Source organism: Caloramator mitchellensis (genome assembly GCF_001440545.1).
Classification (GTDB): domain Bacteria; phylum Bacillota; class Clostridia; order Clostridiales; family Caloramatoraceae; genus Caloramator; species Caloramator mitchellensis.
On record NZ_LKHP01000015.1, the window covers coordinates 16981 to 42903 of the forward strand.

The window sequence follows — 25923 nt, forward strand, 5'->3', positions numbered from 1 at the left end:
AACCTCCTCAAGCCTTCACAATATATTTTTTCATTATTCTTATTGCCTTATCAGGATATTTTTCCGCCAAAAGCCCCATAGCTGATAATATATATGTCTTATCTATTAAAATCTCTGGATTAGTTGGTTTTAAATAGTTAGGAGATTCCATAGTAAATTTACCTGCCGATAAAATCTTTTTGGGATTTTGGCTGTGGACTATAACTCCGCCTGTTCCAATTAAATACCTTACATTTAAAAGGTCCTTACCAACCTGTGAATATATAATTCCCATTGGGGTATATACGCTCTCTATAATCCCAACATGCCTTTCCATGGCCATTTCAGTAGCAACCATACCCATAGCTTCGTCAAATTCAACATCCTCTTCCTTTTCAGGGATGAAGTTAACATTAGCCTGAAGGTATCTGCATCTGTCCTCTATTTCGTATGGCGTATTCGGAACAAACTTTTTAATCCTTCTTGTTCCTGCAGCCTCCCAAAGGGATACTGCGCTAACCCTCATTCCAAGGTCTCCCTCAACTGTTCTTTTGGCATAGGGCTCCTGAAGCCCTCTTAGAGTAACTCCTGCCTTCGATGGTTCACCGCTTGCTATGGAATGAACGTCTGTAGTTGCGCCGCCAATGTCTATTATGATGAGCTCTCCAATTCCCTCTTCCTTATCCGTTCCATCAGCAAGAACTCTTGCAGCCTTCAAAACTGCCGCTGGAGTTGGCATCAAAATCCCCCTCACAAAGCTCTCGGCCTTTTTCATTCCCTTTGCTTCAACTATCTTTTCCATAAATATTTCTCTTATAACTTCTCTTGCAGGCTCAACATTTATTTGGTTAAGCCTCGGCATAACATTTTCAGTTATCTTAAAATATACTCCTGCTTCCTTGAATATTTCCTCTATCTCTTCCTGTGCATTTTTATTTCCTGCAACAACCACAGGAACACTTCCTATGTATTTTGCCAACAATTTTGCGTTGTGGATTATGCAGTCCCTGTTGCCTCCGTCTGTTCCTCCAGCAAGAAGTATTATATCTGGATTTTTGCTCAATATTTCATCCATCTCGTGTTTGGTAAGCTCATAGCTGTATACCCCAAGTATCCTTGCACCGGCACCCAATGCAGCCCTTTTTGCTGCCTCCGCTGTTAATTCTGGCACAAGTCCAATTGCTATCATCTTAAGTCCACCTGCAGCTGATGAACAAGCCAATTTTTCCACAAAATTTACATTGCTTAAATCAATTTTCTCCTTTAACTTATCAAATGCTTTATTAAAACCAATCATTATATCCGTTTGAACAGTTGTCAAATCCTTTGCTGTAGCAAGTATCTCTTCATTTTCCAAATCAACTGCCGTCAATTTGGTATAGGTGCTTCCAAAATCAATCAAAAGCGCTGCATCCATAAAATCACCCTACTATAGCCCTAAATCGTTTTTTAAATCTTTAATTCCAATTTCTGGTGAAGTTCCTGGTGGGTAAACCCTGTTAAATCCCATTTCTTTAAACCTTTTTTCAACTTCGCTCCAATCCTGCTTACCAACAACAAGGTTTCCGCCAGCGTATAATAATATATCTTTAAGTCCTGCTTCTTCACATTTTTCCCTTAACCCTCTGCAGTCAATTTCACCATGTCCGTATAAGGATGAAACTATAATCGCATCTGCGTTTGTTTCTATTGCCGCGTTTATAAACTCTTCCTGCGAGCACATAACTCCTATGTTGATAACGTTAAATCCGGCGTCTGAAAACGCCCTGTCTAATATTTTGTTACCTACAGCGTGGCAGTCTGCACCAATAACTCCTAAAATGATAGTTTTGCTCATAATTGGCCTCCTTATAATATATTTTTTGTTTCAATTATTTTTGACATAATAGCCTTTACAGACCCCTGGTCAAGGGTATAATCAAAACTTATTACTTCTTTATTATTTGCAATTTTTAAAGCATCCTCTCTTCTTCCTGGGGAAACTATTATAACATCTGATGAGTCGATTAAATCCTTCACGTCCTCAGTCCTTTTGCTTATCGACGCACGTATATCCCCAACTTCAAGCCCGGCACTTTTTAGTGCATTTTGAACCTTGAATGCAAATTCCCTTGAAATGCATAAAAGCCCAAAATTAGTCCCCTTGGGATACCGTGCAATTTTTACAATAGTCTCAAGACATGGATTAATAGCAACACCTAATACTTCCTTGTTTAAATGGGAAGTCAGCGTCTTAACCTCATTGACATGGTTGAAAGTTGCAATTATAAGATGGGATTGGTTTAACATTTTTTCTGTCTTTTCATCCATTTCCTTTAAATCCGATATGGTAAGTGGATTTACGTTCATTTTAGTATAAAAGCCCAGTTCCTTTGCAAATTCCCTAGCCTGTTCTATATTGCACTCAACAAATACTGCGTTAATGCTCTTTAAAAGTTCTTCCTTTTCATTTATTCTCTGCTGGACTAATGCCAAAAATTCCTTTGGACTTAAGCCAAGTTCCAACGCTTCTTCAAGCCCTAAATCAACAATCTTCAATAATTTTTCCCTTACATTCTGCTGTTTCCATGTAGTCCCTTCCTCTGCAACAAATGTGCCTTTACCCTGATACGAAACTAAAACACCTTCAGCTTCAAGCAAATTATACGCTGTGCTAATTGTGTTTCTGCTTGTCTTAACCTTTTGGGCCAATTCCCTTTCAGTTGGCATTTTATCGCCTATTTTTAGATTTCCATTCTTAATCTCGCTCATTATTTGATTTTTAACCTGTATATATAATGGGACCTCACTTTTTTTATCAATATAAATGTTCATCTTTTCACCCCATTAGTCCATTTAGTAATTGGCTTAGTCCAATTATATTGTAACATATATGTTTAACATTGTAATTTTCTAATTTGACGATTTTACTTCATATTTCCCCAAAAAAGACGATTAAATTCTATTATTAATAATTTTTTGAATTTTTTCTTTCATTATTGAAAGTTAAGAGCCCCTAAAATATTATTTAGGGGCTCAAACATCCAAAACAACTCAATCAAACAATAGCAGGAATATTCTTTAAAATATAATCCAATTTCATAAGTTTTCTTGATTCATTTTCAATCTTTTGCTTTACTCTCTTGTATTCATAGGATATGCTCTCTAACATATTTTTGTCATCCAAATCTGAAATTTTAATGTCGAATATATTCTTATAAGCATTTCCTGAAATATTTATTCTTATTCCTCTTAAATTAACAATGCATTTTATGTCCTTTAAAAAACCCTTCTTAAACGTCCCATCTCCATCCTCTATGATGGCTATGCTTTTAATTTCTTCTTTTATATGTTCCTTTATATGTTCCTTAATCGCCATCAAAATAGCATAGTGCATATAAAAAGACGCACACCTGGGTTTTTTTATAGCTAATATTTCTCTATTTTTGATTAGTTCCTCTTCCCATTCAGCATCAAATGTAAATTTCACCTGGCTGTATTCAAAAACCCTTTTTAGGTTATTTTTCTTATTTACTGCGTATATTTCTTCATCTGTTAGAAATAAAACATCGTATAATGTTTTTCTCCCCTTTAAACTTACCTTCAAAAAAATCACCCCACTTTAAAACACATGAGGTGATTATAGCACTTTAATATGTCCTATTCAAATGTAAATATTGCATTATTTATCATATAAAATCAGCTTTTCCTCCAAGGCCCACCTTTTGTTTAAAACGCCCTTTAACGATTGCTGCTCCATTGTTTCAAAAATAATATTCAAATCTTCAAACTTATCTTTAATATCCTTTAAATTCTTTATTGTCATTGTATCCTCAATACAACTCAAATTATCAGTCTTTAAAAGTGCCCGCAGCGTTACGTTCAAATTATTACAAAGAGCACTTCTGATTGCATTTAATATAGTTTTTTCCTGAATAAATGGCTTATGAAAATAATCATACTCTATTATAAGTCCATTAAGTCCTATCTTTTTTAAATCGTTTAATACAGAATAATATATATCGATATCTCCCCAATATCCATTAGTTACAATATATTTTTTTAAACAATAATTTTTAATCTTTTTTAAATACTTATAAACCCTTGCGATATCTAAAAAAGCTTCCCCGCCTTCAATTATTATATAATCCCTATATCCCTCTTCAAAAGCGCTTAAAAAATGCTCATAAAATTTATCAACCGGCATAAACCCCTTTTTAAATGGTGCACACTTAAATCTGCATATGCTACACATAAAATTGCAGCTATATGTCACAACAAACCTTATCCCCTTCACCTTACCCCTCCATCGAGAGTTAAATAAATATCTGCAAATTCTATATTTATTTTTTCAACCAAATTGTATTTATTATTATTATCTTTTCGTTCCATTCTTTCTATTATTCTGACAGGAAGTTCTATTGTAAATTTTGTTCCCCTTCCCTTCTTGCTCTCTACATTAATTTGGCCATTATGCATCTCAACTAATCTCTTTACAAGTGAAAGTCCAAGCCCAGTTCCTTCATTTTCTTTGTAGTTTTTCTTCATATTCCTAAATTTATTGAATACATCCTTTAAATCTTCTTTATCCATTCCTACTCCATTGTCCTGAACTGTTAAAATTACTTTTTCGTTTAAATCGATTATTTTTACAACTATTCTGCCTCCAATAGGCGTAAATTTAAGTGCATTTGAAATCAGATTCAATAATATCCTTTCAATCTTATCCGGGTCAAACGCCATTAGTTTTTCAGATACATTTGATGTTACAGAAATTCTTATGCCCTTTAAATCGGCATAATCTCTTACTGAACTTGTTATATTCTTTATAACTTTAACTATATCAGCATTAACAAACTCCATGCTGAACAAATCCGAATCAATCTTTGTCAAATCTAATATATTATTTACAAGCCTAATTAATCTTAGGCTGTTTTGCTTCATCATACTTGAGTATTTTTTAAACAGGGTTTTATCCTCATAAAGTCTTCCTGTAACATCGTATAGTTCCATTATCTGCAAAGTACTTAAAATAATATTCAGGGGAGTTTTTAAGTCATGACAAATGCTGTTAAAGCTCTCAATAATATTAAGCGGACAATTTTGATTTTCACATTCAACATTTTTCCCCTTCGAACAACTGCACGGAGACTTAATCTCACTCATCCCCACACCCCCAAAAATTTATTTAATTTTTCCATTTATAATATTCTACACAAGTTTAAATTTTCCTTTTATTTCTATTAAAAATATTAAAAAATTGTGAACATCTTCCAATAAATTATCAGGAGAATATTGTAACAAGTTATTTTAGTTCAGCATAAATTATATTAGAAACTAAAACAAGGGAGGGTGAGAAATGGATGTAACAAGTCTTTTATCAGGATTAAATTTTAGCGGCAAAGATGACAATAATTTACTCAGCATATTAATTTTCCTGGCTATAATATTCTTCTTTGGCGAGGAAGATTCATGCTGCCAGGAAAAGTGCTGTTGCAAAAAACATCATAAGCACCATAAACATCATAAATGCTGCTCATGCGGCTGTGGAAGAAGGGGCGGTTTTGGTTCAGGCTTTTTCGGAGATGATTCATTCTTCTTAATATTACTAATAGCATTAGTTTTTCTACTAAATAACTCTAATAACCACAATGTTTGCTAATTAATTTTATATAAAGGGGGGTTTATATATGTCAAGAAGATGCAGAGACAGACATGAACATGGAGATTTTAACAGCCTACTTGCTTTAATCTTAATCGTAACTCAGTTTGGAAGAGTGCCAGGTCTTTTAGGTCAAGGACAAGGACATGGACACGACTGCAATGAAGGTGGATTAGTTGACAATAGCTTACTCTTCATCATCGCTCTCTACCTTGTAATATGCGGATGTTGTCCATTCAAAAGAAGTTGTTAAGGATAAGTGAATATGGATATGGCAATACCATCAAATCCTTGATGGCATTGCCATATCCATAAAATCAATTTTTAGGAGGATATCTATGCCCCATAAAAAAAGACACAATAATGAAAGAGATGATAATGTGAAGAACATTCAAATTCCTGATTTAGATTTGCAAAATTTTAATCTTGAAGATGTTTTAAAAAACATCGACAAAGAAAAATTGAATAATTTATTAAGCTTACTTAACACAGCTAAAAAACAAAGCGGCAGAGAAGTTGAAGTCTTAGCAGCTCTGAAAGAATTTTTACCTGAAAGAAGACGAAGAATCGTCGATAAATTAATTTCCGTTTTAAGTGGAGAAATATACGAAAATTAATTAGCCTGACAAAGGAAGATTTAGCACTTTAGCAGCTATTATCAATACTACAGAGATAAAATTAAACACAACATGATTTAAAACCGCAGCCCTATATCCAAACTTGTCGTATAAATAGCAGTTTAAAATTCCAACAGCAAAAAAAGATAAAGAACCTGCTAGGTTATAATGAAGTAATGTAAATAATAAACTTGTAAAGATAACTGCAAATGCCTTATTTTTCTTTTTTACCCCCCTATACAACATATGCCTGAATATGAATTCTTCAACTATTGGTGCAAATATAACTGTAGTTATGCTGAGAAAAATAACCTGAATCCAACTTGCTTTCAAGAACATTCCAATAACTTCTTGACTTTCAACAGTAAAACCTAACTTTGTGAGTAAAAAAACATAAATAACGCTTAAAATTGTAATCGCAAATTTAAACAAAACTGCAATACCTATTATCTCTGCCGTCCATCCTTTTAGCGATCTAAAATGAAACATTAGCTCTTCATCATTCTGTTTTTTAATAAAATATAAAGTTAATATCACGGCAATAAATGGCAATAGATTCTGTGTAAATAGTGTAGCAACAACATACGGAATAAAAATTAAAAACCACATATATTTTTTCTTCTTAAATAAATTAGAATACCTAATAAGCGCCAAAAATGGAGGCAGTGCAAGAAGAATAAGAATACTAAGCATCTTTATTATTTCAAAATACCAATTATTGAACATAACATCTCTCCTTATGTCGCTAAACAAAACTATATGTTTAATATTCTTTTATTAAGCCCCATGAATGATTTCTGTGGCTCGCTCATTGCACCAAGATACTTTAGCTTTTCTTTGTTTTAAAATCCTTAAAAAATTACGGACATTTTATAAGCCTAACGCTAAGAGCTACTAAGGTTCATGAGAGACGCCTTTTGAAATCGAATCATGGGGCTAATATAATGTATCACTATAAGCTATCCAATTTATTAATCAAAATCATATATATTGCTCGATTTTGTTTAGCAACTCTTCTCTACCTATTTTTTTGAGGGAAGAAAATTGCAAAAGTGTATCCTCGGAACTTAGCTGCAATTCCTTCTTAATCATATTTATATTCTTATTAAGTTCATTTCTTGTCAATTTATCAGTTTTTGTCATCACCACTATTACTTTTTTATTGCTGCTTCTGATATACTGAAGCATCAGTTTGTCGTCATCAGTTGGATTATGCCTTGAATCAACAAGCAATACTACTAACCTTAGCTGTTGCCTGTTGTTTAGATAATCCTCTATCATCTTCCCCCACTTCGCCTTTTCTTCCTTAGACACCTTTGCATAACCGTATCCAGGAAGGTCAACAAAGTAAAATGCGTCGTTTATATTATAAAAATTTATGGTCCTTGTTTTACCTGGAGTAGAACTTATCCTTGCTAATGATTTTCTATTTACAAGGGTGTTGATAAGAGATGATTTTCCAACATTCGAGCGCCCTGCAAGTGCAATTTCCGGGCGACCGTCCTCTGGATACTGTCTTTGGTCCACTGCTACCTTCTCAAGTTCAGCCTTAATTATCTTCATTATTCTTCACCCTTTAACGCAATTTCTAATACTTCTTCCACTTTCTCAACGAATATATATTTTATCTTCTTTCTTATGTTTTCTGGGACCTTTTCAATATCCCTCTTGTTTTCCTTTGGAAGTATCACCGTTTTAATTCCTATCCTATATGCCGCAAGAGACTTTTCCTTAACTCCACCTATCGGCAATACCCTTCCTGTCAGCGTTACCTCACCAGTCATTGCAATATCGCTTCTTACTGGCCTTTTAGAAAGCGCCGATACCATTGCAGTAACCATCGTAATGCCTGCTGAAGGTCCATCCTTTGGGACCGCTCCCTCTGGAACATGAATGTGCAGGTCAATCTTTTCGTAGAATTTTGGGTCAATACCAAACTTCTCTGCATTTCCCCTTATATAGCTATAACCTGCCCTTGCTGATTCCTTCATAACATCTCCAAGCTGACCTGTTAGCTCAAGTTTTCCGCTTCCCGCCATCGTCATCACTTCAATTGGAAGTGTATCTCCTCCAAAAGGAGTCCATGCAAGTCCCGTTGCAACCCCAATCTGGTCCTTATTTACTCTATCCTCTGGCTTAAACCTTGGTATTCCGAGATATTTTTCAAGGTTCTTATTAGTAATCTTTACATTCTTATCGAGATTGTTTACAACTTCAATTGCAACCTTTCTGCAAATCGAACCTATTCTTCTTTCAAGAGTTCTAACACCCGATTCCCTTGTGTAAAGGTTTACTATATCCTTAATAACTGATTCCGACAATGTTATATTTTCTGCTTTAAGTCCATTTTCTTTTATTTGCCTTGGTAGTAAATATCTGCTGCATATTTTAACCTTTTCTTCATCTGTATAGCCCGATATTTCAATAACTTCCATTCTATCAAGAAGAGGCCTTGGTATAGTATCCAAAGTATTGGCTGTTGTAATAAATAGAACCTTGGATAAATCATATTGAAGCTCTATATAGTGGTCTCTGAAACTGTGGTTTTGCTCTGCATCTAAAACCTCTAAAAGTGCATCAGCTGGGTCACCTCTAAAGTCAGAGCTAAGTTTATCTATCTCGTCAAATAGATAAACTGGATTTTTAGAGCCTGCCTGCTTCATACCATATATTATTCTTCCTGGAATTGCTCCAATATAAGTTCTTCTATGACCTCTGATTTCTGCTTCGTCCCTAACTCCTCCGAGCGATATCCTTACAAAATTCCTTCCAAGTGCGTTGGCTATTGACCTTGCAATAGAAGTTTTACCAACTCCAGGAGGTCCTACAAGGCAAAGTATCGGCCCCTTCATAGTTTTGTTTAATTTTCTAACTGCTATGTATTCGAGTATTCTTTCCTTAACTTCCTCAAGCCCATAGTGTTCATTTTCAAGAACTTCCTTAACCTTATCAAGGCTCTCTACATCCTTTGTCTCCTTAGCCCATGGAAGGTCGAGAACCCAATCGAGGTATGTCCTAATAACTCCACTTTCTGGAGAATTCGGTCCAATTCTTTCCAGTCTTTTTAATTCGTAATTAACTTTATCTTTAGCTTCTTTTGGCAGCTTTGCCTTTTCAAGTTTTTTCTTATACTGCTCAATCTCCTCTTGTATGCCTTCCTTTTCCCCAAGTTCTTCTTGAATTACTTTAAGCTGCTCTCTTAAGTAATACTCCTTTTGCATTTTGTCAATTTTCTTCTTAACCTTAATACCAATTCTCTTTTCAATCTTTAATATGTCTATTTCCCTTGATAAAATTTCAAGCAGCTTTCTAAGTCTTGCAATTGGGTCAATAGCTTCTAAAAGCTCCTGTCTTTTTTCGGTCTTTATATTCAGATATGAAGTGACAACGTCTGCAAGTTTACCAGGTTCCTGTATGTCCTCAACGGTTCCAAGTATTTCGTCGGGTATAGTGTTGTTTTGGTTTATGTAATCTTCGAATGTCTTGACAACCTGTCTCATCAATGCTTCAACATCAACAGTCATTTCAATAGGCTCTTCTTTAAAAACCTTTAATCTTCCAGCTATGTATGGCTCCCTTTGAGTGAATTCCTCAAGTTCAGCTCTATATATTCCCTCTACTAAAACTCTTATATTATCTCCAGGAAGTTTTAGTATCTGTTTTATCTTTGAGATAGTGCCTATCTTATATACATCATCCACATCAGGCTCTTCAACCTTTGCATCCCTTTGGGTTACTAAAAAAATCATCTGGTCGTTTACCATCGCCTCTTCAAGTGCAAGTATCGACTTTTGTCTTCCAACGTCAAAGTGCAATACCATGTGTGGAAAAATAGTAACTCCCCTAAGTGCTATCAAAGGCAGTTCATTATTTTTTATTTCCTCCATCTATATCAACTCCCTTCATTATGAGTATTTCCTATTTAGACTAATATATTATACCTTAATTTAGCAGTTTTTGTGAATACCCATAAGAAAATAAATATTAATTGATAGGATTTATAGAAAATCCCATGATTTGATTCCTAAGGTGCAATAAAAAATCTCAGGAAATCAATCATGGGATTTAATTTTTTTAAAACATTTAAATGAATTTTGCACTACGCTGTATTTTTCTTCATAATAGTTCGCTTCTCGATAAGTGCCTCCGATATTACTTCTTCAATTCTTTCAACTGGAATTACCTCGATATCAAATTCTGCGAAGTTTTCCTGATAGTTCTCCTTTGGTATTAATACCTTTTTAGCTCCAGCCTTCTTAGCTGCATCTATTTTTGCAATTATCCCACCTACAGGTTTGACAAATCCTCTTATTGATATTTCTCCAGTCATTGCTATTTCGTTGTTTACTGGAATACCAGTGATAGCGCTGTATATTGCAGTTGTTATCGTAATTCCAGCAGAAGGTCCGTCTATTGGCATACCTCCTGGGAAATTGACGTGAATATCATAATTTTTAGGGTCAATATCCAGGTTTCTTTTTAACACAGTCAAAACATTTTCGACAGAACCCTTTGAGGTGCTCTTTCTTCTTAGTTTTCTGCCATAGCTTCCTGTTTCCTCTTCGTCTATTATTCCGGTGATTGTTATGTTTCCTCTTCCCTTTTCAACCTCTGTTGCTGTTGCTTCAACTTCTAATAAAACGCCGAGGTTTGAGCCTACAACTGCAAGACCGTTAACACAGCCAACCTGAGGTGTGTTTTCAACCTTTTTATCCGGCCTTGGACTGTAGTGCCCACTTTCTATAACATATTCCACGTCCAGCATTCTTATATTCCATCTGTTTTCGTTTATAGCAATACCACCTGCGATTTGAACTATATTAACTGCTTCGCGTCCATTAGTTGCATATTTGGCTACCGTCCTTACAGCCTCATCTTCAATTGAAAATCCTCCCTTTTTAGCGGCGTTTCTTGCAATCACTTCTATCTCATCCTGAGTAAGTGCTCTAAAGAATACTTCAACACATCTTGAACGTATAGCAGGAGGGATTTCTTCAGGATTTCTTGTCGTGGCTCCAACAAGCCTGAAATCTGCTGGAAGTCCATTTTCAAATATATCTTTAATATGGGTTGGAATATTTGGGTCCTCGGTTGAAAAATATACGCTGTCCAAAAATACCCTTCTATCCTCAAGAACCTTCAATAACTTATTCATCTGAATTGGATGAAGCTCGCCTATTTCATCAAGGAACAGTATCCCACCGTGTGCCTTTGTTACAGCCCCAGGCTTTGGCTGAGGTATTCCTGCTACACCTAATGGTCCAGCACCTTGGTAAATAGGGTCGTGAACAGAACCAATTAGCGGGTCTGCTATACCCCTGTCGTCAAATCTAACCGTTGCTGCATCCACTTCTATGAATTTGGCATATCCTTTAAATGGCGAAATAGGATTTTTCTTGGCCTCCTCAAGGACAAGCCTTGCTGCAGCAGTTTTGCCTACTCCCGGTGGTCCGTAAATCAATACGTGCTGTGGATTTGGTCCGCAAAGAGCAGCTTTAAGAGCTTTTATTCCCATCTCCTGGCCTATTATCTCTTCAAAGGACGATGGCCTTGTTTTTTCTGACAAAGGTTCTGTAAGCCTTATAGACCTCATCTTGTTTAATTTATCAAGTTCCTTTCGGCTCTCCTTTTCTATGTAGACCTTTGTGCTCTGCTGCCCTTTTATAAGGTTGTAAAAATATATGGCGATTATAGCTGTAAAAATAAGGTTTAATACGACAAGAAGTTGACTTGCAATCATACTCTCCCCTCCCTTTTGTTACAGCTATATTATTAACACTTTTTGCTAAAATTATGCAAAAAAATGAGGCTAAATTTAGCCTCACGAAACTATCTGCGTTTTAAGTTTTGAACGTTTTGAACTTGCCTTCTTTTTCTTTAACGATTCTCCAATCACTATTTGAGGAGGCTGCTTATTAACAACCGTATCAAGGGTTACGATGCACTTTGCAACATCATCCCTCGATGGTATGTCAAACATGACATCAAGCATTAACTCCTCCATAATTGCCCTTAATCCTCTTGCACCTGTTTTTCTCTTAAGTGCTTCATCGGCTATTGCCTCTAAAGCTTGCTTTTCAAATTCAAGCTCTACTCCGTCCATTTCAAAAAGCTTAGCATATTGCTTTACAAGTGCATTCTTAGGCTCAGTTAAAATATTTATCAATGTATCTCTATCAAGCTGATTTAATGTTACTACTATTGGAATTCTACCAACGAGCTCTGGTATAAGTCCAAATTTTAAAAGGTCTTCAGGCAAAATATTCTTTAGTATTTCGCCTATTTGCTTTTCCTTTTTGCTCTTAATTTCAGCTCCAAATCCTATTGAATTTGTATGCATTCTCTTTTCTATTATTTTGTCAATTCCTTCAAATGCACCTCCGCAGATGAACAATATGTTAGTTGTGTCAATCTGCAGGAATTCCTGATGAGGATGCTTTCTTCCTCCCTGAGGTGGAACATTAGCAACGGTTCCTTCAAGTATCTTTAAAAGCGCCTGTTGAACTCCTTCTCCGGAAACATCCCTTGTAATCGAAGGATTTTCTGATTTTCTTGCAATTTTATCTATTTCATCTATATAGATAATTCCCTTTTCAGCCTTTTCAATATCGTAATCGGCATTTTGAATCAGCCTTAAAAGTATGTTTTCAACGTCCTCACCGACATAACCTGCTTCGGTTAATGTAGTTGCATCGGCGATAGCAAATGGAACGTTTAACATCTTTGCAAGTGTTTGAGCAAGAAGAGTCTTTCCTGAACCAGTAGGTCCAAGTAGTAATATATTGCTCTTTTGAAGTTCAACATCATCTTTTCTTCCCTTTGGAGCATTTATTCTTTTGTAGTGATTATACACGGCAACAGCAAGGGCCTTTTTGGCTTCATGTTGTCCTATTACATATTGGTCAAGGTATTCCTTAATCTGCTGCGGTTTTGGCAGGTCGTTTGATTCGTAATCATAATCAAATTCAAGTTCTTCGGTTATTATCTCAGAACACAATTCAATACATTCATCACAAATATATACTCCCGGACCTGCGATAAGCCTCTTTACTTGTTCCTGAGCCTTACCACAAAAGGAACATTTTAACTTTTTTTCATCAATTTTTGCCATCAAAACACCCCGCAACTATTTATTAATCTTCTTTGTTATTACATCGTCTATTAGTCCATATTCTTTAGCTTCAATTGCTGACATGAAGTTATCTCTGTCTGTATCCTTTTCAATTCTCTCTATTGGCTGACCTGTCTTTTCGCTCAATATTTCATTCAATCTCTTCTTTAATTTTAATATATGTTCAGCCTGAATTGCAATATCCGTTGCCTGACCTTTAGCTCCTCCGAGAGGCTGGTGTATCATTATTTCGCTGTTTGGAAGTGCAAATCTTTTTCCCTTTGCTCCTGCAGCTAATAATACTGCTGCCATTGAAGCTGCCATACCAACGCATATCGTTGAAACATCTGGCTTTATATACTGCATAGTATCATATATCGCAAGACCTGAAGAGATTACCCCACCTGGGCTGTTTATATATAAATAGATATCCTTATCTGGATCTTCTGATTCTAAAAAAAGAAGCTGTGCAATCACAAGATTTGCTGTCTGGTCGTTTATCTCATCCCCTAAGAATATTATTCTCTCTTTTAAGAGCCTTGAATAAATATCATAGGACCTTTCTCCTCTACTTGTTTGCTCAACAACAATTGGAACCAAACTCATTTTATCCCCTCCTGAATTTAATTTAAAGCAATTGCATAATGCAATTGCTTTATTTATTAGCCTATTATATTGCTTTTCTTTACAACAAGGTCGATAACCTTGTTATTAACTATTTCTTCAGCAATAAGTGTTCTTTGTGATTCCAATATAGCACTCTTCATCTTTTCAACGTCCTTAGTTCCATATCTCTTTGCTATTTCTTCAGCTCTTTCGTTTATTTCTTCCTCTGTTGCAGTTATGTTTTCAGCCTTTGCAATTGCTTCTAATACAAGACCGGTCTTAACTCTGCTTGTAGCCATTTCCTTTAAGTCACTTCTTAAATGGTCCATCGTTATTCCCATCATTTGAGTATACTGGTCTATGTTAAGACCTTGATATCTTAATCTATAGTCCATATCCTTAATCATGTAATCTATTTCTTGATTAACCATAGCTTCAGGAATTTCGACCTCTGATGATTCAACAACCTTAGCTATAACTTGGTCTTCAAATTCTCTTTTTGCTCTTTCACCGTTTTGTTCTTCAAGCTTCTTTCTTAAATCAGCCTTTAATTCATCAAGTGTATCAAATTCTGATACTTCCTTTGCAAATTCGTCATCTACAACTGGATATTCTTTTGCTTTAATTTCATGAACAGTAACCTTAAATAATGCTGGTTTTCCCTTTAATTCTTCTGCATGATAATCTTCTGGGAAAGTAACATTTACATCAACTGTTTCACCAGTTTTTGCACCAACTAGCTGGTCTTCAAATCCTGGAATAAATGTTCCTGAACCTATTACAAGTTCATAGTTTTCTCCCTTTCCACCTTCAAATGGTGTTCCATCTATAAATCCTTCAAAGTCGATAACTGCAGTATCTCCTTTTTCTATTGTTCCATTTTCTTTAGTTATAATTCTAGCATTTTTTTCCTTCAACATATTTATTTCAGACTCAACATCTTCGTCAGTAACAAGGTAGCTTATTTTTGAAGCTTCAACTCCCTTGTATTGTCCAAGCTTAACTTCTGGCTTAACTGTAACCTTTGCACTGTATATTAAGTCGATATCCTTTCCAATTTGGATTACATCAAGCTCTGGATAATCTACAGGTGTTATGTTGTTTTCTTCAATCGCTTTTGGATATGTTTCTTCTACTGCAAAATTTATAGCATCTTCATAAAAAACGCCTTCACCGTAGTATTTTTCAATTACGGACATTGGTGCCTTACCCTTTCTGAATCCTGGAACGCTAAACCTTGCAGCATTCTTTTCATATGACTTTTTCATAGCAGCCTTAAAAGTTTCAGCAGGAACAGTAACCTCAATCTTTACTACATTGTTTTCTATTTTTTCTACTTTTGTGTTCATCAAAAATCCTCCATTCTATATATTCAATTATTTTTTACAATTTTAAACACACAACTATCATATCATACATATTTTAACCATTCAAGTGTTATAAATCAATGGATATCATTAATAATTATATCCATTTTAGCATTTTTTTCAAACATCATTTTAGCAATTCAATATTCTGCCCATCCATAGCAAATATTATCGTTCCACTTTCATCCGTCCTTAGAATATTTATTCCTAATGAATTTAAAATTTCTAAAGTTTCTTTATGAGGATGCCCATAATCGTTATCCCTACCGCATGATATCACAGCATACTTAGGGCTTACCTTTTTGATAAAACTTTTCCCTGTTGAAGATACGCTTCCATGATGACCTATTTTTATTATGTCTGCCTTTACATCGTATTTTTTTATTATTTCACCTTCTGATAACTTTTCTGCATCACCCATTAGCAGCATCGTATTGTTGTTATAGGTAACCTTCAATACTGCACTATAGTTGTTTAAATCCTCGTATCTATCTTTGTTTGGAGCTAAAAAATCAAACCTTACTCCATCAACTTCAAAACTCTGACCTGCCTTAGCAGTCGTAATCTTTAGGTTCTTAGACTTAATCGCCTCCATAAGCTTCTCAAAAGTTTTAGTATTTGCAGTTACCTTTGGCATGTATACCTTTTTGACATCATAATTATTAATTACATAATCAATATTTCCAATATGATCCTCGTGAGGATGAGTAGCAATGACATAATCTATTTTAAAAATATCATTTTTATCCAAAAAATCGATAAATTTCCCTTCTTCCTTTTCAGAACCTGCATCTATTAGCACAAAGTTTTCATTAGGCGTTCTGATAAGGAGCCCATCCCCCTGACCAACGTCAATTGTATAAAAAATAAGTTTCCCTCTAAGGTCAACTTTTATTATATTTGTATCGATTTGATTACAGGATATGGTTCCTAATAAAATTAATAAAACCAAAAATAATTTTAAAAATTTTTTCATTTTTACCTCCAAATTTTTTTCCTTTCATGTATAAATTTTTAACTGATGGATAAAATACTCATTAGGTGCATTAAATAAAAGGCAATCCCATTCCTGTTTTGTTCCTGTTTCCTGTTTCAGTGCTGCCGCCTCATCTTGTTTAAGGGGTTGCCTTTTTAACCTTCATAATTAGAACAAGCCTTATATTTATCAGTTGTAACACTAAATTTATTGCATAATTGCTCCCCATCAAAGTATTTACAACTTGCACAATACAGATATTTAATGTTGTCATATGGATAATCTTGAATTTTATAATAGTAGCTTAAGAGGCTGTCAAAATACTTATATGGATTGTTCTTGAGCTTAGCTATATCATCATTCATATTTAATCCTGACTTTATCAAAATTGCTTGTTTTATAAAATTTATTGCCTTATATATATCCTTTCTTTTTTGTTCAACCCCTAAGATTTCAAAACAATTATAGGTGCATCTATCATTTAATATTTTTTCTCCCGTAATTATCTCAGCATTTTTAAAAAGTTCATATCTATTAAATAGTATTCTATCTATCATACTCTGAAATCTTTTTTCATCATAAAGGAGCATATATATTTGTGCCTTTAAATACCATAGCTGTTCAATCCATGATACATGGTATACTCCAAGTTCATCCCCCAACAAGACATCCCTTGACCAGTTTTTCTCTGCCCTTTCTATAAAATTCATAGCTTTGTCTAAATTTCCTTCTTCAATATATTCTTGGGCCAACACGTAAAGGTTCCATATCAGTAAATTTCTTTCCAACAAGTTTTCTGTATCATCCTCAATTGAACTAATTATTTCAAGCGACATATTTATTCCTTCGTGTCTTATCCCAAATGTCCTGTGGAATCCTGCAACGATTGATGATAATAGAAAATTTCTAAAATTTTTCTTGTAATTTTCGATTATATTAGGTGATGCTATCCTTTCTATATCGTCCGTATCGTGATATCTTAGCATATAATCACCACAAAGATTGCTTAATATAATTATATGATACAAACCATTTATTGATAATGGAATTTTAGGAGAACTGTGCAATTTATTTGCTTAATTTGTTCGAGCCGATGCTTAATTTATAAATTGCATTACCCACCTTAATCTTTAAATTTGTTCCTTCGTATCCCATATATTCAATAAGCTCTAGTTTGTCCGTTCCAAGGGTGCCTATTCTTTTAGTTTCTTTTTTATTTAAATCATAAGACCATAGATAAAATTCAGCAGTGCTTTTAAAATATGGAAGCTGAGAAATATATATTACTCTGTTATCATTGGTTATGAACGGTTTAGCAGCCCATATATACTCCGGCTTATATTTTAATATGTCCTTTCTATATAAGTTTTTGTTTAAACTTTTTGACCTGTAATAATCCTGCGATATTTCAGCAATATTTCCATTAACATCACACATTAGTATTTGTCCAGCCTTTATATCATCAAATACAATAAAATCTTTGCTTTTGTCAATTACGTAATTTGTCCTTTCAGATGTATCATTTAATTTAAATATTTTATTCGTTGAAGCGTCGATTAATATTTCGATTATCTTGCCGTCCGCCTTTGTATATTCAACTTTTTTATATTCAACCCTATCTTCAGGAACTGTTTGATTTGATGGTTGGTTAGAATTGTTTTCCTGCTTTTTTTCTTCGGCCTTCTTTTCAATCTTAGGAAAGTTAAAGCTTATTTTAGGAATTTTAATATTTATATTCATCAATGCAAAAATTCTATCTCCAAAGAAATAAAATATACTTATAATCAAAAGAATAAACAACATTAAATTTACTCTTCTTCTTCTCATTATTTTATAATAATCCCTGCTGAATCTGCTTGGTTTCAAATCCTAACACCTCCAAACTATGTCTACATTTAGATTATACATTATTGAGTCTTTTTATTAAAGTAAAAAAAACTTAATCTTTAGTGCCAGGCACTTAAGATTAAGTTTTTTGGTGGACCATCGGGGACTCGAACCCAGGACACCCTGATTAAGAGTCAGGTGCTCTACCAACTGAGCTAATGGTCCATGTATATAAATTTTTATTTACTGGTGCGCCCAGTAGGATTCGAACCTACGACCTCCAGATTCGAAGTCTGTAACTCTATCCAGCTGAGCTATGGGCGCTAATCACAATTTTATGCATCTGTAAATCGCCCATTTTAAATAAATGGTGGGCCATCGGGGACTCGAACCCAGGACACCCTGATTAAGAGTCAGGTGCTCTACCAACTGAGCTAATGGCCCATGCATCATTAATGGTGCGCCCTAAGGGATTCGAACCCCTGGCACACGGCTTAGAAGGCCGTTGCTCTATCCAGCTGAGCTAAGGGCGCTCAATTTGGAGCGGGTGATGGGAATCGAACCCACGTAACCAGCTTGGAAGGCTGGGGCTCTACCATTGAGCTACACCCGCAAATTAATGGAGCGGGAAACGGGACTCGAACCCGCGACTTTCACCTTGGCAAGGTGACGCTCTACCAACTGAGCTATTCCCGCAAGTGGTGCGGGCAGAGGGACTTGAACCCCCACGCCGTAGGCGCTAGATCCTAAGTCTAGTGCGTCTGCCAATTCCGCCATGCCCGCATGTAAACTTCTATATTTATTTTTGGTGAGCCACCGGGGAATCGAACCCCGGACACCAAGATTAAAAGTCTTGTGCTCTGCCGACTGAGCTAGTGGCTCTAATTTGGCTGGGCAGGCAGGACTCGAACCTACGCATGCGGGAGTCAAAGTCCCGTGCCTTACCGACTTGGCGACTGCCCAACGTTTATGGGGTGGATAGTGGGACTCGAACCCACGGCCTCCAGAGCCACAATCTGGCGCTCTAACCAACTGAACTATATCCACCATATGGTGCGCCCTAAGGGATTCGAACCCCTGGCACACGGCTTAGAAGGCCGTTGCTCTATCCAGCTGAGCTAAGGGCGCTCAATTTGGAGCGGGTGATGGGAATCGAACCCACGTAACCAGCTTGGAAGGCTGGGGCTCTACCATTGAGCTACACCCGCAAGTAACAGCATAATCTATTATATCAGCTATTTTGACTTTGTCAAGCGGTTTTTATTTAATGGTCGGGGTGACAGGGATTGAACCTGCGACCTCATGGTCCCAAACCACGCGCGCTCCCATCTGCGCCACACCCCGATTCATTATGCCGTCCGCCTGACGACATAATAGAGTATACAACAGATTGAGTTGTGTGTCAATACTTTTTATCAAAATTTTTTTATGTAAATTTAATATTCAAATCTAATAGGCTCTATATCTACTTCCCCATTGTCTAGAATTGTCATCTTTATGCAGCCCGGATTTCTATCCCTTGGAAGTGATGTGCTGCCCGGGTTTATGAATAATATGTTGTTTATCCATTCTATATGTTGAACGTGAGTGTGTCCATATAGAACAACATCGGCTTCAAGTTCTGCAGCTCTATAATATAGCCTATCTAGCCCAAAATAGACATTGTATTTATGGCCGTGGGTTAATAGTATTTTCTTACCCTTTAGAACTATTAACTTTTCACTTTCGCCTTCTCTTAAAAAATCGTTATTCCCTAATACCGCTTCATAATCTAAATTATATTTGGTATTTATCTTTATCAAATCCTCTTTGCAGTCCCCAAGGTGAATTAACAAATCAATATCGCCCATTAGTTTAATTGCTTTATCCAGCATAAACAAATTTTTATGCGTATCACTAACAATTCCTATCCTCAATGTCCTTCCCCCTGATTACCTTTTCCTCAAATATTCTAATAAAATTATCAAGTGCTCTTTTCCTATGGCTTATTTTATTTTTTTCCTCGGATGATAGCTCTGCAAATGTTTTGTTTAATTCTGGATATATAAACAGTGGGTCATATCCAAAACCATTGCTGCCCTTTTCTTCAAATGCTATTTTGCCTAAAACCTCTCCCCTTGCAGTAAATTTTTCGCCCTCAGGTGATACGAACGCAATTACAGTAACAAATCTTGCACTTCTCTCCTCCTCAGGAATATTTGAGAGCTCTTTTAATAGTTTTTCATTATTCTTTTTATAATTTCCATGCTCTCCGCTATACCTTGCAGAATAAACTCCAGGCTCTCCGTTTAATGCAAAAACTTCTAATCCAGAATCATCTGCGATCACAGGTAGGTTCGTAATTTTGCAAATTTCAACTGCCTTTTTCATTGCATTCTCCTCGAATGTCCTTCCATCCTCCTCAACTTCAACATCTATTCCTGCTTCTTCTAATGACAATACATCTATATTAAATTGCTTTAGAATTACCTTAATTTCATCAACCTTGTGTTTGTTATTGCTGGCTAAAATCAACCTGTCCATTTTCATCAATTATTTCCTCCTCGCCTATTCTTGCTGCTCCTTCTTTAAGTGTATTCCTTTGTAAGTTTATAAGCTCCTTTATTCCCTTTTCAGCAGCCTCAATTAATTCAAACATTTGTTCCTTTGTAAACGGTGAATCCTCACCCGTTCCCTGAATCTCAACAAATTCTCCCTTGTCTGTCATAACAACGTTCATGTCTACCTTGGCATTCGAATCCTCCTGGTAGCATAAATCAAGCAAAATCTCATCATCTACTATTCCAACGCTAACGGCAGCAACAAAGCTTCTTATTGGATAAACTGCAAACTTTTCCTGTGCATCAATCTTGTTTATGGCATCCACAAGAGCAATAAATGCGCCAGTTATTGAGGCTGTTCTTGTCCCTCCATCTGCCTGTATGACATCGCAATCAATCCATATTGTTTTTTCTCCAAGTTTTGTAAGGTCAACAATAGACCTTAAAGCTCTCCCTATAAGCCTTTGAATCTCTGCTGTTCTTCCGTCTATTTTTCCCTTTGCTGCCTCCCTTGGTTTTCTATCGTTTGTTGACCTTGGCAGCATGCCATATTCGCAGGTTATCCATCCTTCTCCTGTTCCCTTTAAAAACGGCGGAACCTTATCGTCGATTGATGCAGTGCAAATGACCTTTGTATCACCAAATTCTATTAAAACTGAGCCCTCTGCGTGTTTTATGTAGTTTCTTGTAATTTTAATTGGTCTTAAGATTAAATTTTCCCTACCATCAATTCTCATAGTCATCCTCCTCAAAAATTAACTTTGTATATTTCATCCGACTGTGGTTGCTGGATTTCCGTTTCAATTCCGTTTTCAACGACAATGCAGCCCTTCTCTGTTATTTTTCCTATTATTTTTGCTTCTATTCCTTCTTTGGATAATGCATCACAAAGTTTAATTCCATCCTGAGTCGTAATAATCATCGAACCGCTGGAGATTAATTTATACGGGTTTAAATTTAAAGCATTGCATATCTTTATAGTTTCATCCAATATAGGAATTTGTTCTTTGTAAATTTTAACTCCCATTTTGCTTGCCTTTGCCACTTCCCAAACAGCTCCAAAAATTCCCCCCTCGGTTGCATCATGCATTGAATGAACACCAAATTTTCCTGCTATTAACCCTGCTTTTAAAACGCTCAAATCAGGTGATGAATTTAAAAATTTTACCAAAGTGTTTTCTCCAACGATGTCTTTTAGCTTTGAATAATACTCATTTGCAAGTATATATGTCCCCTCAAGTCCAGCGTAGCCGGTCATAACAATGTCATCTCCTACCTTTGCGCCCGAGGTGGTAACAAATTGATTTATTTTTCCTTTCCCTATAGCAGTTATCGATAAAACAATCCTATTAACTGCATCAGTAATTTCGGTATGCCCACCCAAAATATCAACTCCAAGTTCTTTGCTTGTATTGATTACCTCCGTCATAATGCTCTCAATATCCTCTATTTTAGAGTCGGGGGGTGCTAGAAGTGTTACTGTTATGCCTATGGGTCTTACCCCTGATGAAGCTATGTCGTTTGTATTTATTATAACCCCAAGACGCCCCACATTTTTAGTCGCCGCAGTTATAGGGTCTGTAGTCACTACACAAACATCTTCGTCGAATCTAATAGCCCCGCAGTCCTCTCCAATAGATGGCAAAATATAAACTTCCTCATTAATTCTTTTAATATTTTTCAAAATGCTTTCGTGCAAAACTTCATTGGGTAATTTTCCGATGTCCATAATATTACCTCCAATCTATATTATTATAAAATAATTTCGCAAAGTTTTAAACTAAATTTATTTTTAAATTATTTTGTAACTTTGCTTGTCCTAAAAGCATATTATATATATAGAAATCTGTTTGTCTGGTGGTGTGTGTGGAAAATTATGATAACTTAAAAGAACTCTTTACAAGGTTAGAATATTATGCGATTGATAATTTATTTTGGACACTCTTTTATTCTGGATGCGGTTTACCCTACTTTTTCAGCGAAAAGGAAATAAGCTACTTGAACTCATTTGGCGACGAAGATAAGGAATTTATAGAAAATCTTATGCCCATTAGATGCCTTTACAAAAAAGCAAAAGCAGTATTTTCTGAGGCACCTCATGAAATATTAAATGCTGGAAAATATGTTTGGGATTTCGAGTCCTTCGATAAGGAAATCAGTGTTCAAACTCAAGTGTTTGCTGTTTTATCGATGATGCAGCTTTTAAATTACAACAAATTTAATAATAAGTTGTTTAAATATGTCTCAAACAGGCAAATTAAAAATTTTATAGACTTTTTGACAGCCTATATGAGGAATAAGGATGGATTGTTTGTTGATGTTGTAGATAAAACAAGATATTTAAATGAAGAACTGAAAATCAAGCAACAGAAGGATTTAAGACTTATAAATCAATTCTTTGCACTTGAAGCGATGTTATCATACTCAAAATTCGTAGAAATTAACAATAATCAAATTTACAATAGCGAAGCCAATTCAATCTTTAAATATATTTTTGAAAATTTCAATTTTGTTTTAGATTTAACTACAAGAGAAGTATGTTTAATTGCTTCATCTCTATACAGAGCTAGCAGCATGGCTCAGGATGATGCAATGATAACCTCAATGAGTGAGCTTATTGCCCTATGCTGTGCTGAAATTGAATCCAGAATAAAAATAAATGGAGAAATTGAAAAGTCCAGCAATAATTATTCTCCTTCTTCTTTAGTCACTCATTTTAGAGCAATAAGTGCTCTTTTGGAGGGTTACAAGCAGACGAGAATTGAAAAATTTAAACATTCTGCCAAAAGAATAGCTGATTTTTTAATTGATTTATTCGATGAGGATATTATGCTTTTTAATACATTTGAATCTGAATATAAATACACTATAAGGGACATATCAGAGATAATAAAGGCATTATTGCTTTTAAGAGATGTTCTTGATGATGAAATGGCTCTTGAAGTGCTTAAAAAATTTGTAGAAGCATCCATTGAAAATAGTGGAATTGTGCAGTCAGTTACTGAGGAAAAATTTAAGGACGATACAAAATCTCTGTTTAGCGATGTGAACCTTGCCCCTGTGTTTTTACGTTCTTTTACCTTTAAACGGGATTTGCTTTCCAAATATGAAGTTTCAAGCTCTGTTAATTTATATTACTCTGTTTATGCAAGCTATTTAATGCTTATGTCAATTTCTGCATTAGATAAATTTTTAGAAGAAAAAAAATTAGCGTATAATGATGATTTAAATGAAAATTTAACTGTATCTACCACCGCTGAGGAGGATAAAATTCCTGATGCGTGAGATAATATAATCAGGAGGGGATAGAATGACAAACATTAATTGTTCGGCAAATTGTGTATATGAACAGGATGGAAAGTGCACCCTAGACCATGTAAGCATTACTCAAAACGTATTACATCAAGGAACAGAGTGTGCATATTTTACCCAGAGAAAAAACCCTCCAAGCAAAAATAAACCCGCAAAATAGCGGGTTTATTTTTTATGTTTTATTATTTTTCAATATAACCGTATTCGAAGTATACGAATCCAAGAGCTGACTTATGAACATCCTTAACGTATGGCTTTATGCAAGCTACGTTAGTGTAGTAGTAAATTGGAATAAGTGGCATATCGTTCATAAGTATATCTTCTGCTTCATGAAGAAGTTGCATTCTCTTTGCTGGGTCTGCTTCCTTCTTAGCAGCTTCAATTCTCTTGTCGTATTCTGGGTTGCTGTAACCTATGTTGTTTTGTCCACCATTAGTTATCCACATATCAAGGAAAGTCATTGGGTCAACATAGTCAGCTATCCAACCATGTCTAGCAAATATATAGTTCTTATCGTTTCTTGTCTTCTGGAATACCTTCCATTCTTGATTTGCAAGTTCAACTTCTACACCAAGGTTCTTCTTTAACATGTCTTGCATAGCCATTGCTATTGCTTGATGTCCTTGGCTTGTGTTATACATTAATGTAATCTTTGGGAATCCCTTTCCATCTGGGTATCCTGCTTCAGCAAGAAGTTTCTTAGCTTCTTCTACATTTCCTTCTGCTGGATAATAGTCCTTCTTCTTGAAGTCTGATCCATCTGCATCTGGAATACCATTTGGAACGAATGATGTAGCTGTTAACTGTCCACCCTTAGTTACGTTTTCTACTATTGCCTTTCTATCGATTGCAAGAGCAAATGCCTTTCTTACTCTTACATCGCTTATAGCCTTAGCTGCCGCTGGGTCAACCTTAGCAGCATTTGGTGAAAGGTTGAATATATAGAAGTATGTTCCAAGGTATGGGAATATCTTAGCATCACCACTTGCTAAAAGGTTAGGTATTTCAGCTGATGGTGGTGATTCTATATAATCTAATTGACCTGATTTAAATGCTGCAAGTGAGCTTGTTTGGTCTTCTATCATCTTCATTTCGATTGTTGAGAACTTAACCTTGTCAGCATTATACCAGTTTGGATTCTTTTCAAGAACTATAGCATCCTTTGGTCTCCATTCCTTTAATTTGAATGGTCCGTTTGATACATAAGTTTCTGGCTTAGTTGCCCATCCTTGTGGGTCCTTTTCAACTACATCCTTTCTTACAGGCATGTAAGTTGGGAATGCTGTTAATGATAAGAAGTAAGCTGTTGGAGCTTCAAGAGTTACTTCTAATGTAGTATCATCTATTGCTTTAACTCCAAGTTGGTCAACTGCCATTTTACCTTCACTTATTGCTTGACCGTTCTTTACATACCATACTTGGTAAGCATATTCTGATGCAGTTGCAGGGTCAACTGCTCTTTGCCATGCGTAAACGAAATCCTGAGCCTTAACTGGCTGTCCGTCTGTCCATTTTGCATCTTTTCTTAAGAAGAACTTGTAAGTTAATCCATCTGCTGAAACTTCCCATTTTTCAGCCATTGCAGCAACTGGTTTGTCGCTTGCATCAAGTCTTGTTAGACCATCAAATGTGTTAACTATTACTGTTGCACCGTCAACAGCACTGTTTAATTGTGGGTCGATAGTAGCTGGTTCTGCACCTAAATTATACTTAATTGTTTGGCCAGCTCCGCCACCCTTTGCACAGCCTGCAAATAGTGAAACACCTAATGCAAGCACTACGGCAAGGACGATTAATAATTTCGCCTTTTTCATCTTCATTCCTCCCCTTTATATAGTATGTATATTTATCCGGCAATTATGCCGGATAATATCAAATTAATACAAATGACATGCGCACATATGTCCGCCGCCGATGTCCTTTAATTCAGGCTCTTGTTCACTGCAG

The 25923-nt window shown here is 35.6% G+C and carries 26 protein-coding genes and 13 tRNA genes; 5 read left to right on the forward strand and 34 right to left on the reverse strand.

What is annotated here, in order from left to right:
* Positions 1 to 7 precede the first annotated feature (7 nt).
* From glmL to ABG79_RS10225, 6 genes are all read right to left on the reverse strand, one after another.
* The gene (gene glmL, locus ABG79_RS10200; RefSeq protein ID WP_057979378.1) at positions 8 to 1396 is read right to left on the reverse strand and encodes a methylaspartate mutase accessory protein GlmL; all 1389 of its coding nucleotides are present in this window, start codon (positions 1394 to 1396) and stop codon (positions 8 to 10) included.
* A 12-nt stretch (positions 1397 to 1408) separates the two neighbouring features.
* Positions 1409 to 1816, reverse strand: coding sequence for a methylaspartate mutase subunit S (glmS, locus tag ABG79_RS10205; RefSeq protein ID WP_057979379.1), 408 nt, complete (start codon positions 1814 to 1816; stop codon positions 1409 to 1411).
* Between the two features lie 11 nt (positions 1817 to 1827).
* The gene (locus ABG79_RS10210; RefSeq protein WP_057979380.1) at positions 1828 to 2793 is read right to left on the reverse strand and encodes a GntR family transcriptional regulator; all 966 of its coding nucleotides are present in this window, start codon (positions 2791 to 2793) and stop codon (positions 1828 to 1830) included.
* 223 nt (positions 2794 to 3016) lie between these two features.
* A complete protein-coding gene (locus ABG79_RS10215) occupies positions 3017 to 3565 on the reverse strand; it encodes a hypothetical protein (protein WP_057979381.1) in 549 nt (182 codons plus the stop codon).
* Positions 3566 to 3640: 75 nt separating this feature from the next.
* Entirely contained in the window at positions 3641 to 4255 is a 615-nt protein-coding gene (locus tag ABG79_RS10220) for a radical SAM protein (protein WP_057979382.1), read from the reverse strand.
* Positions 4252 to 5124 (reverse strand): sensor histidine kinase, encoded by an 873-nt coding sequence (locus ABG79_RS10225; RefSeq protein ID WP_057979383.1) that lies wholly within the window; start codon positions 5122 to 5124, stop codon positions 4252 to 4254. The genes ABG79_RS10220 and ABG79_RS10225 overlap by 4 nt, the downstream gene beginning before the upstream one ends.
* 193 nt (positions 5125 to 5317) lie before the next feature.
* On the opposite strand from ABG79_RS10225, the gene ABG79_RS10230 reads away from it, so the two are divergent.
* The 3 genes from ABG79_RS10230 (at position 5318) to ABG79_RS10240 (ending at position 6237) form a co-directional block, all read left to right on the forward strand.
* The gene (locus ABG79_RS10230; RefSeq protein WP_057979384.1) at positions 5318 to 5620 is read left to right on the forward strand and encodes a hypothetical protein; all 303 of its coding nucleotides are present in this window, start codon (positions 5318 to 5320) and stop codon (positions 5618 to 5620) included.
* Positions 5621 to 5648: 28 nt separating this feature from the next.
* Positions 5649 to 5873, forward strand: a complete 225-nt coding sequence (locus ABG79_RS10235; protein ID WP_057979385.1) for a hypothetical protein — start codon at positions 5649 to 5651, stop codon at positions 5871 to 5873.
* 85 nt (positions 5874 to 5958) lie between these two features.
* Positions 5959 to 6237, forward strand: coding sequence for a hypothetical protein (locus tag ABG79_RS10240; protein WP_057979386.1), 279 nt, complete (start codon positions 5959 to 5961; stop codon positions 6235 to 6237).
* Here ABG79_RS10240 and ABG79_RS10245 read toward each other — a convergent pair whose 3' ends face one another.
* From ABG79_RS10245 to ABG79_RS10375, 27 genes are all read right to left on the reverse strand, one after another.
* Positions 6238 to 6963, reverse strand: a complete 726-nt coding sequence (locus tag ABG79_RS10245; protein WP_057979387.1) for a CPBP family intramembrane glutamic endopeptidase — start codon at positions 6961 to 6963, stop codon at positions 6238 to 6240.
* Between the two features lie 255 nt (positions 6964 to 7218).
* A complete protein-coding gene (gene yihA, locus ABG79_RS10250) occupies positions 7219 to 7800 on the reverse strand; it encodes a ribosome biogenesis GTP-binding protein YihA/YsxC (RefSeq protein ID WP_057979388.1) in 582 nt (193 codons plus the stop codon).
* Positions 7800 to 10115 carry an endopeptidase La gene (lon, locus tag ABG79_RS10255; RefSeq protein WP_479722827.1) on the reverse strand — a complete coding sequence of 772 codons (2316 nt, stop codon included), beginning with the start codon at positions 10113 to 10115 and terminating at the stop codon, positions 7800 to 7802. The genes yihA and lon overlap by 1 nt, the downstream gene beginning before the upstream one ends.
* A gap of 221 nt (positions 10116 to 10336) precedes the next feature.
* A complete protein-coding gene (gene lonB / locus ABG79_RS10260; RefSeq protein ID WP_057979390.1) occupies positions 10337 to 11977 on the reverse strand; it encodes an ATP-dependent protease LonB in 1641 nt (546 codons plus the stop codon).
* Positions 11978 to 12058: 81 nt separating this feature from the next.
* Positions 12059 to 13348: an ATP-dependent protease ATP-binding subunit ClpX gene (gene clpX, locus ABG79_RS10265; RefSeq protein WP_057979391.1), complete on the reverse strand. Its 1290-nt coding sequence runs from the start codon at positions 13346 to 13348 to the stop codon at positions 12059 to 12061.
* A gap of 15 nt (positions 13349 to 13363) precedes the next feature.
* Entirely contained in the window at positions 13364 to 13954 is a 591-nt protein-coding gene (clpP, locus tag ABG79_RS10270; protein ID WP_057979392.1) for an ATP-dependent Clp endopeptidase proteolytic subunit ClpP, read from the reverse strand.
* A gap of 56 nt (positions 13955 to 14010) precedes the next feature.
* The gene (gene tig, locus ABG79_RS10275) at positions 14011 to 15303 is read right to left on the reverse strand and encodes a trigger factor (RefSeq protein ID WP_057979393.1); all 1293 of its coding nucleotides are present in this window, start codon (positions 15301 to 15303) and stop codon (positions 14011 to 14013) included.
* Positions 15304 to 15448: 145 nt separating this feature from the next.
* Positions 15449 to 16297 carry a ComEC/Rec2 family competence protein gene (locus ABG79_RS10280; RefSeq protein ID WP_057979394.1) on the reverse strand — a complete coding sequence of 283 codons (849 nt, stop codon included), beginning with the start codon at positions 16295 to 16297 and terminating at the stop codon, positions 15449 to 15451.
* Between the two features lie 155 nt (positions 16298 to 16452).
* Positions 16453 to 17283, reverse strand: a complete 831-nt coding sequence (locus tag ABG79_RS10285; RefSeq protein WP_057979395.1) for a hypothetical protein — start codon at positions 17281 to 17283, stop codon at positions 16453 to 16455.
* 82 nt (positions 17284 to 17365) lie between these two features.
* Positions 17366 to 18163, reverse strand: a complete 798-nt coding sequence (locus ABG79_RS10290) for a hypothetical protein (RefSeq protein WP_057979396.1) — start codon at positions 18161 to 18163, stop codon at positions 17366 to 17368.
* A 110-nt stretch (positions 18164 to 18273) separates the two neighbouring features.
* Positions 18274 to 18349, reverse strand: a tRNA-Lys gene (locus ABG79_RS10295).
* Positions 18350 to 18371: 22 nt separating this feature from the next.
* A tRNA-Arg gene (locus ABG79_RS10300) sits at positions 18372 to 18448 on the reverse strand.
* Positions 18449 to 18492: 44 nt separating this feature from the next.
* Positions 18493 to 18568: transfer RNA gene (locus ABG79_RS10305), tRNA-Lys, on the reverse strand.
* 12 nt (positions 18569 to 18580) lie between these two features.
* A tRNA-Arg gene (locus ABG79_RS10310) sits at positions 18581 to 18657 on the reverse strand.
* A 6-nt stretch (positions 18658 to 18663) separates the two neighbouring features.
* Positions 18664 to 18737: transfer RNA gene (locus tag ABG79_RS10315), tRNA-Gly, on the reverse strand.
* Positions 18738 to 18744: 7 nt separating this feature from the next.
* Positions 18745 to 18820: transfer RNA gene (locus ABG79_RS10320), tRNA-Gly, on the reverse strand.
* Positions 18821 to 18823: 3 nt separating this feature from the next.
* Positions 18824 to 18907, reverse strand: a tRNA-Leu gene (locus ABG79_RS10325).
* Between the two features lie 23 nt (positions 18908 to 18930).
* Positions 18931 to 19006 (reverse strand) — tRNA-Lys (locus tag ABG79_RS10330).
* A 5-nt stretch (positions 19007 to 19011) separates the two neighbouring features.
* Positions 19012 to 19087: transfer RNA gene (locus ABG79_RS10335), tRNA-Gln, on the reverse strand.
* A gap of 7 nt (positions 19088 to 19094) precedes the next feature.
* A tRNA-His gene (locus ABG79_RS10340) sits at positions 19095 to 19171 on the reverse strand.
* 4 nt (positions 19172 to 19175) lie between these two features.
* A tRNA-Arg gene (locus ABG79_RS10345) sits at positions 19176 to 19252 on the reverse strand.
* Between the two features lie 6 nt (positions 19253 to 19258).
* Positions 19259 to 19332 (reverse strand) — tRNA-Gly (locus tag ABG79_RS10350).
* 60 nt (positions 19333 to 19392) lie between these two features.
* A tRNA-Pro gene (locus ABG79_RS10355) sits at positions 19393 to 19468 on the reverse strand.
* A gap of 92 nt (positions 19469 to 19560) precedes the next feature.
* Positions 19561 to 20040 (reverse strand): metallophosphoesterase family protein, encoded by a 480-nt coding sequence (locus ABG79_RS10360; protein WP_057979397.1) that lies wholly within the window; start codon positions 20038 to 20040, stop codon positions 19561 to 19563.
* Positions 20021 to 20647: an XTP/dITP diphosphatase gene (locus ABG79_RS10365; protein WP_057979402.1), complete on the reverse strand. Its 627-nt coding sequence runs from the start codon at positions 20645 to 20647 to the stop codon at positions 20021 to 20023. The genes ABG79_RS10360 and ABG79_RS10365 overlap by 20 nt, the downstream gene beginning before the upstream one ends.
* Positions 20619 to 21401, reverse strand: coding sequence for a ribonuclease PH (gene rph, locus ABG79_RS10370; protein ID WP_057979398.1), 783 nt, complete (start codon positions 21399 to 21401; stop codon positions 20619 to 20621). The genes ABG79_RS10365 and rph overlap by 29 nt, the downstream gene beginning before the upstream one ends.
* Before the next feature lie 11 nt (positions 21402 to 21412).
* Positions 21413 to 22393, reverse strand: coding sequence for an AIR synthase family protein (locus ABG79_RS10375; RefSeq protein WP_057979399.1), 981 nt, complete (start codon positions 22391 to 22393; stop codon positions 21413 to 21415).
* Between the two features lie 137 nt (positions 22394 to 22530).
* Here ABG79_RS10375 and ABG79_RS10380 point away from each other — a divergent pair, with 137 nt between their 5' ends.
* Together ABG79_RS10380 and ABG79_RS12420 are read left to right on the forward strand one after the other, a co-directional pair.
* Positions 22531 to 23949, forward strand: coding sequence for a hypothetical protein (locus tag ABG79_RS10380; protein WP_057979400.1), 1419 nt, complete (start codon positions 22531 to 22533; stop codon positions 23947 to 23949).
* 25 nt (positions 23950 to 23974) lie between these two features.
* The gene (locus tag ABG79_RS12420; protein WP_152978240.1) at positions 23975 to 24136 is read left to right on the forward strand and encodes a DUF1540 domain-containing protein; all 162 of its coding nucleotides are present in this window, start codon (positions 23975 to 23977) and stop codon (positions 24134 to 24136) included.
* Between the two features lie 22 nt (positions 24137 to 24158).
* On the opposite strand, the gene ABG79_RS10385 is transcribed toward ABG79_RS12420, so the two are convergent.
* Positions 24159 to 25796 carry a peptide ABC transporter substrate-binding protein gene (locus ABG79_RS10385; RefSeq protein WP_057979401.1) on the reverse strand — a complete coding sequence of 546 codons (1638 nt, stop codon included), beginning with the start codon at positions 25794 to 25796 and terminating at the stop codon, positions 24159 to 24161.
* Positions 25797 to 25923: the final 127 nt, after the last annotated feature.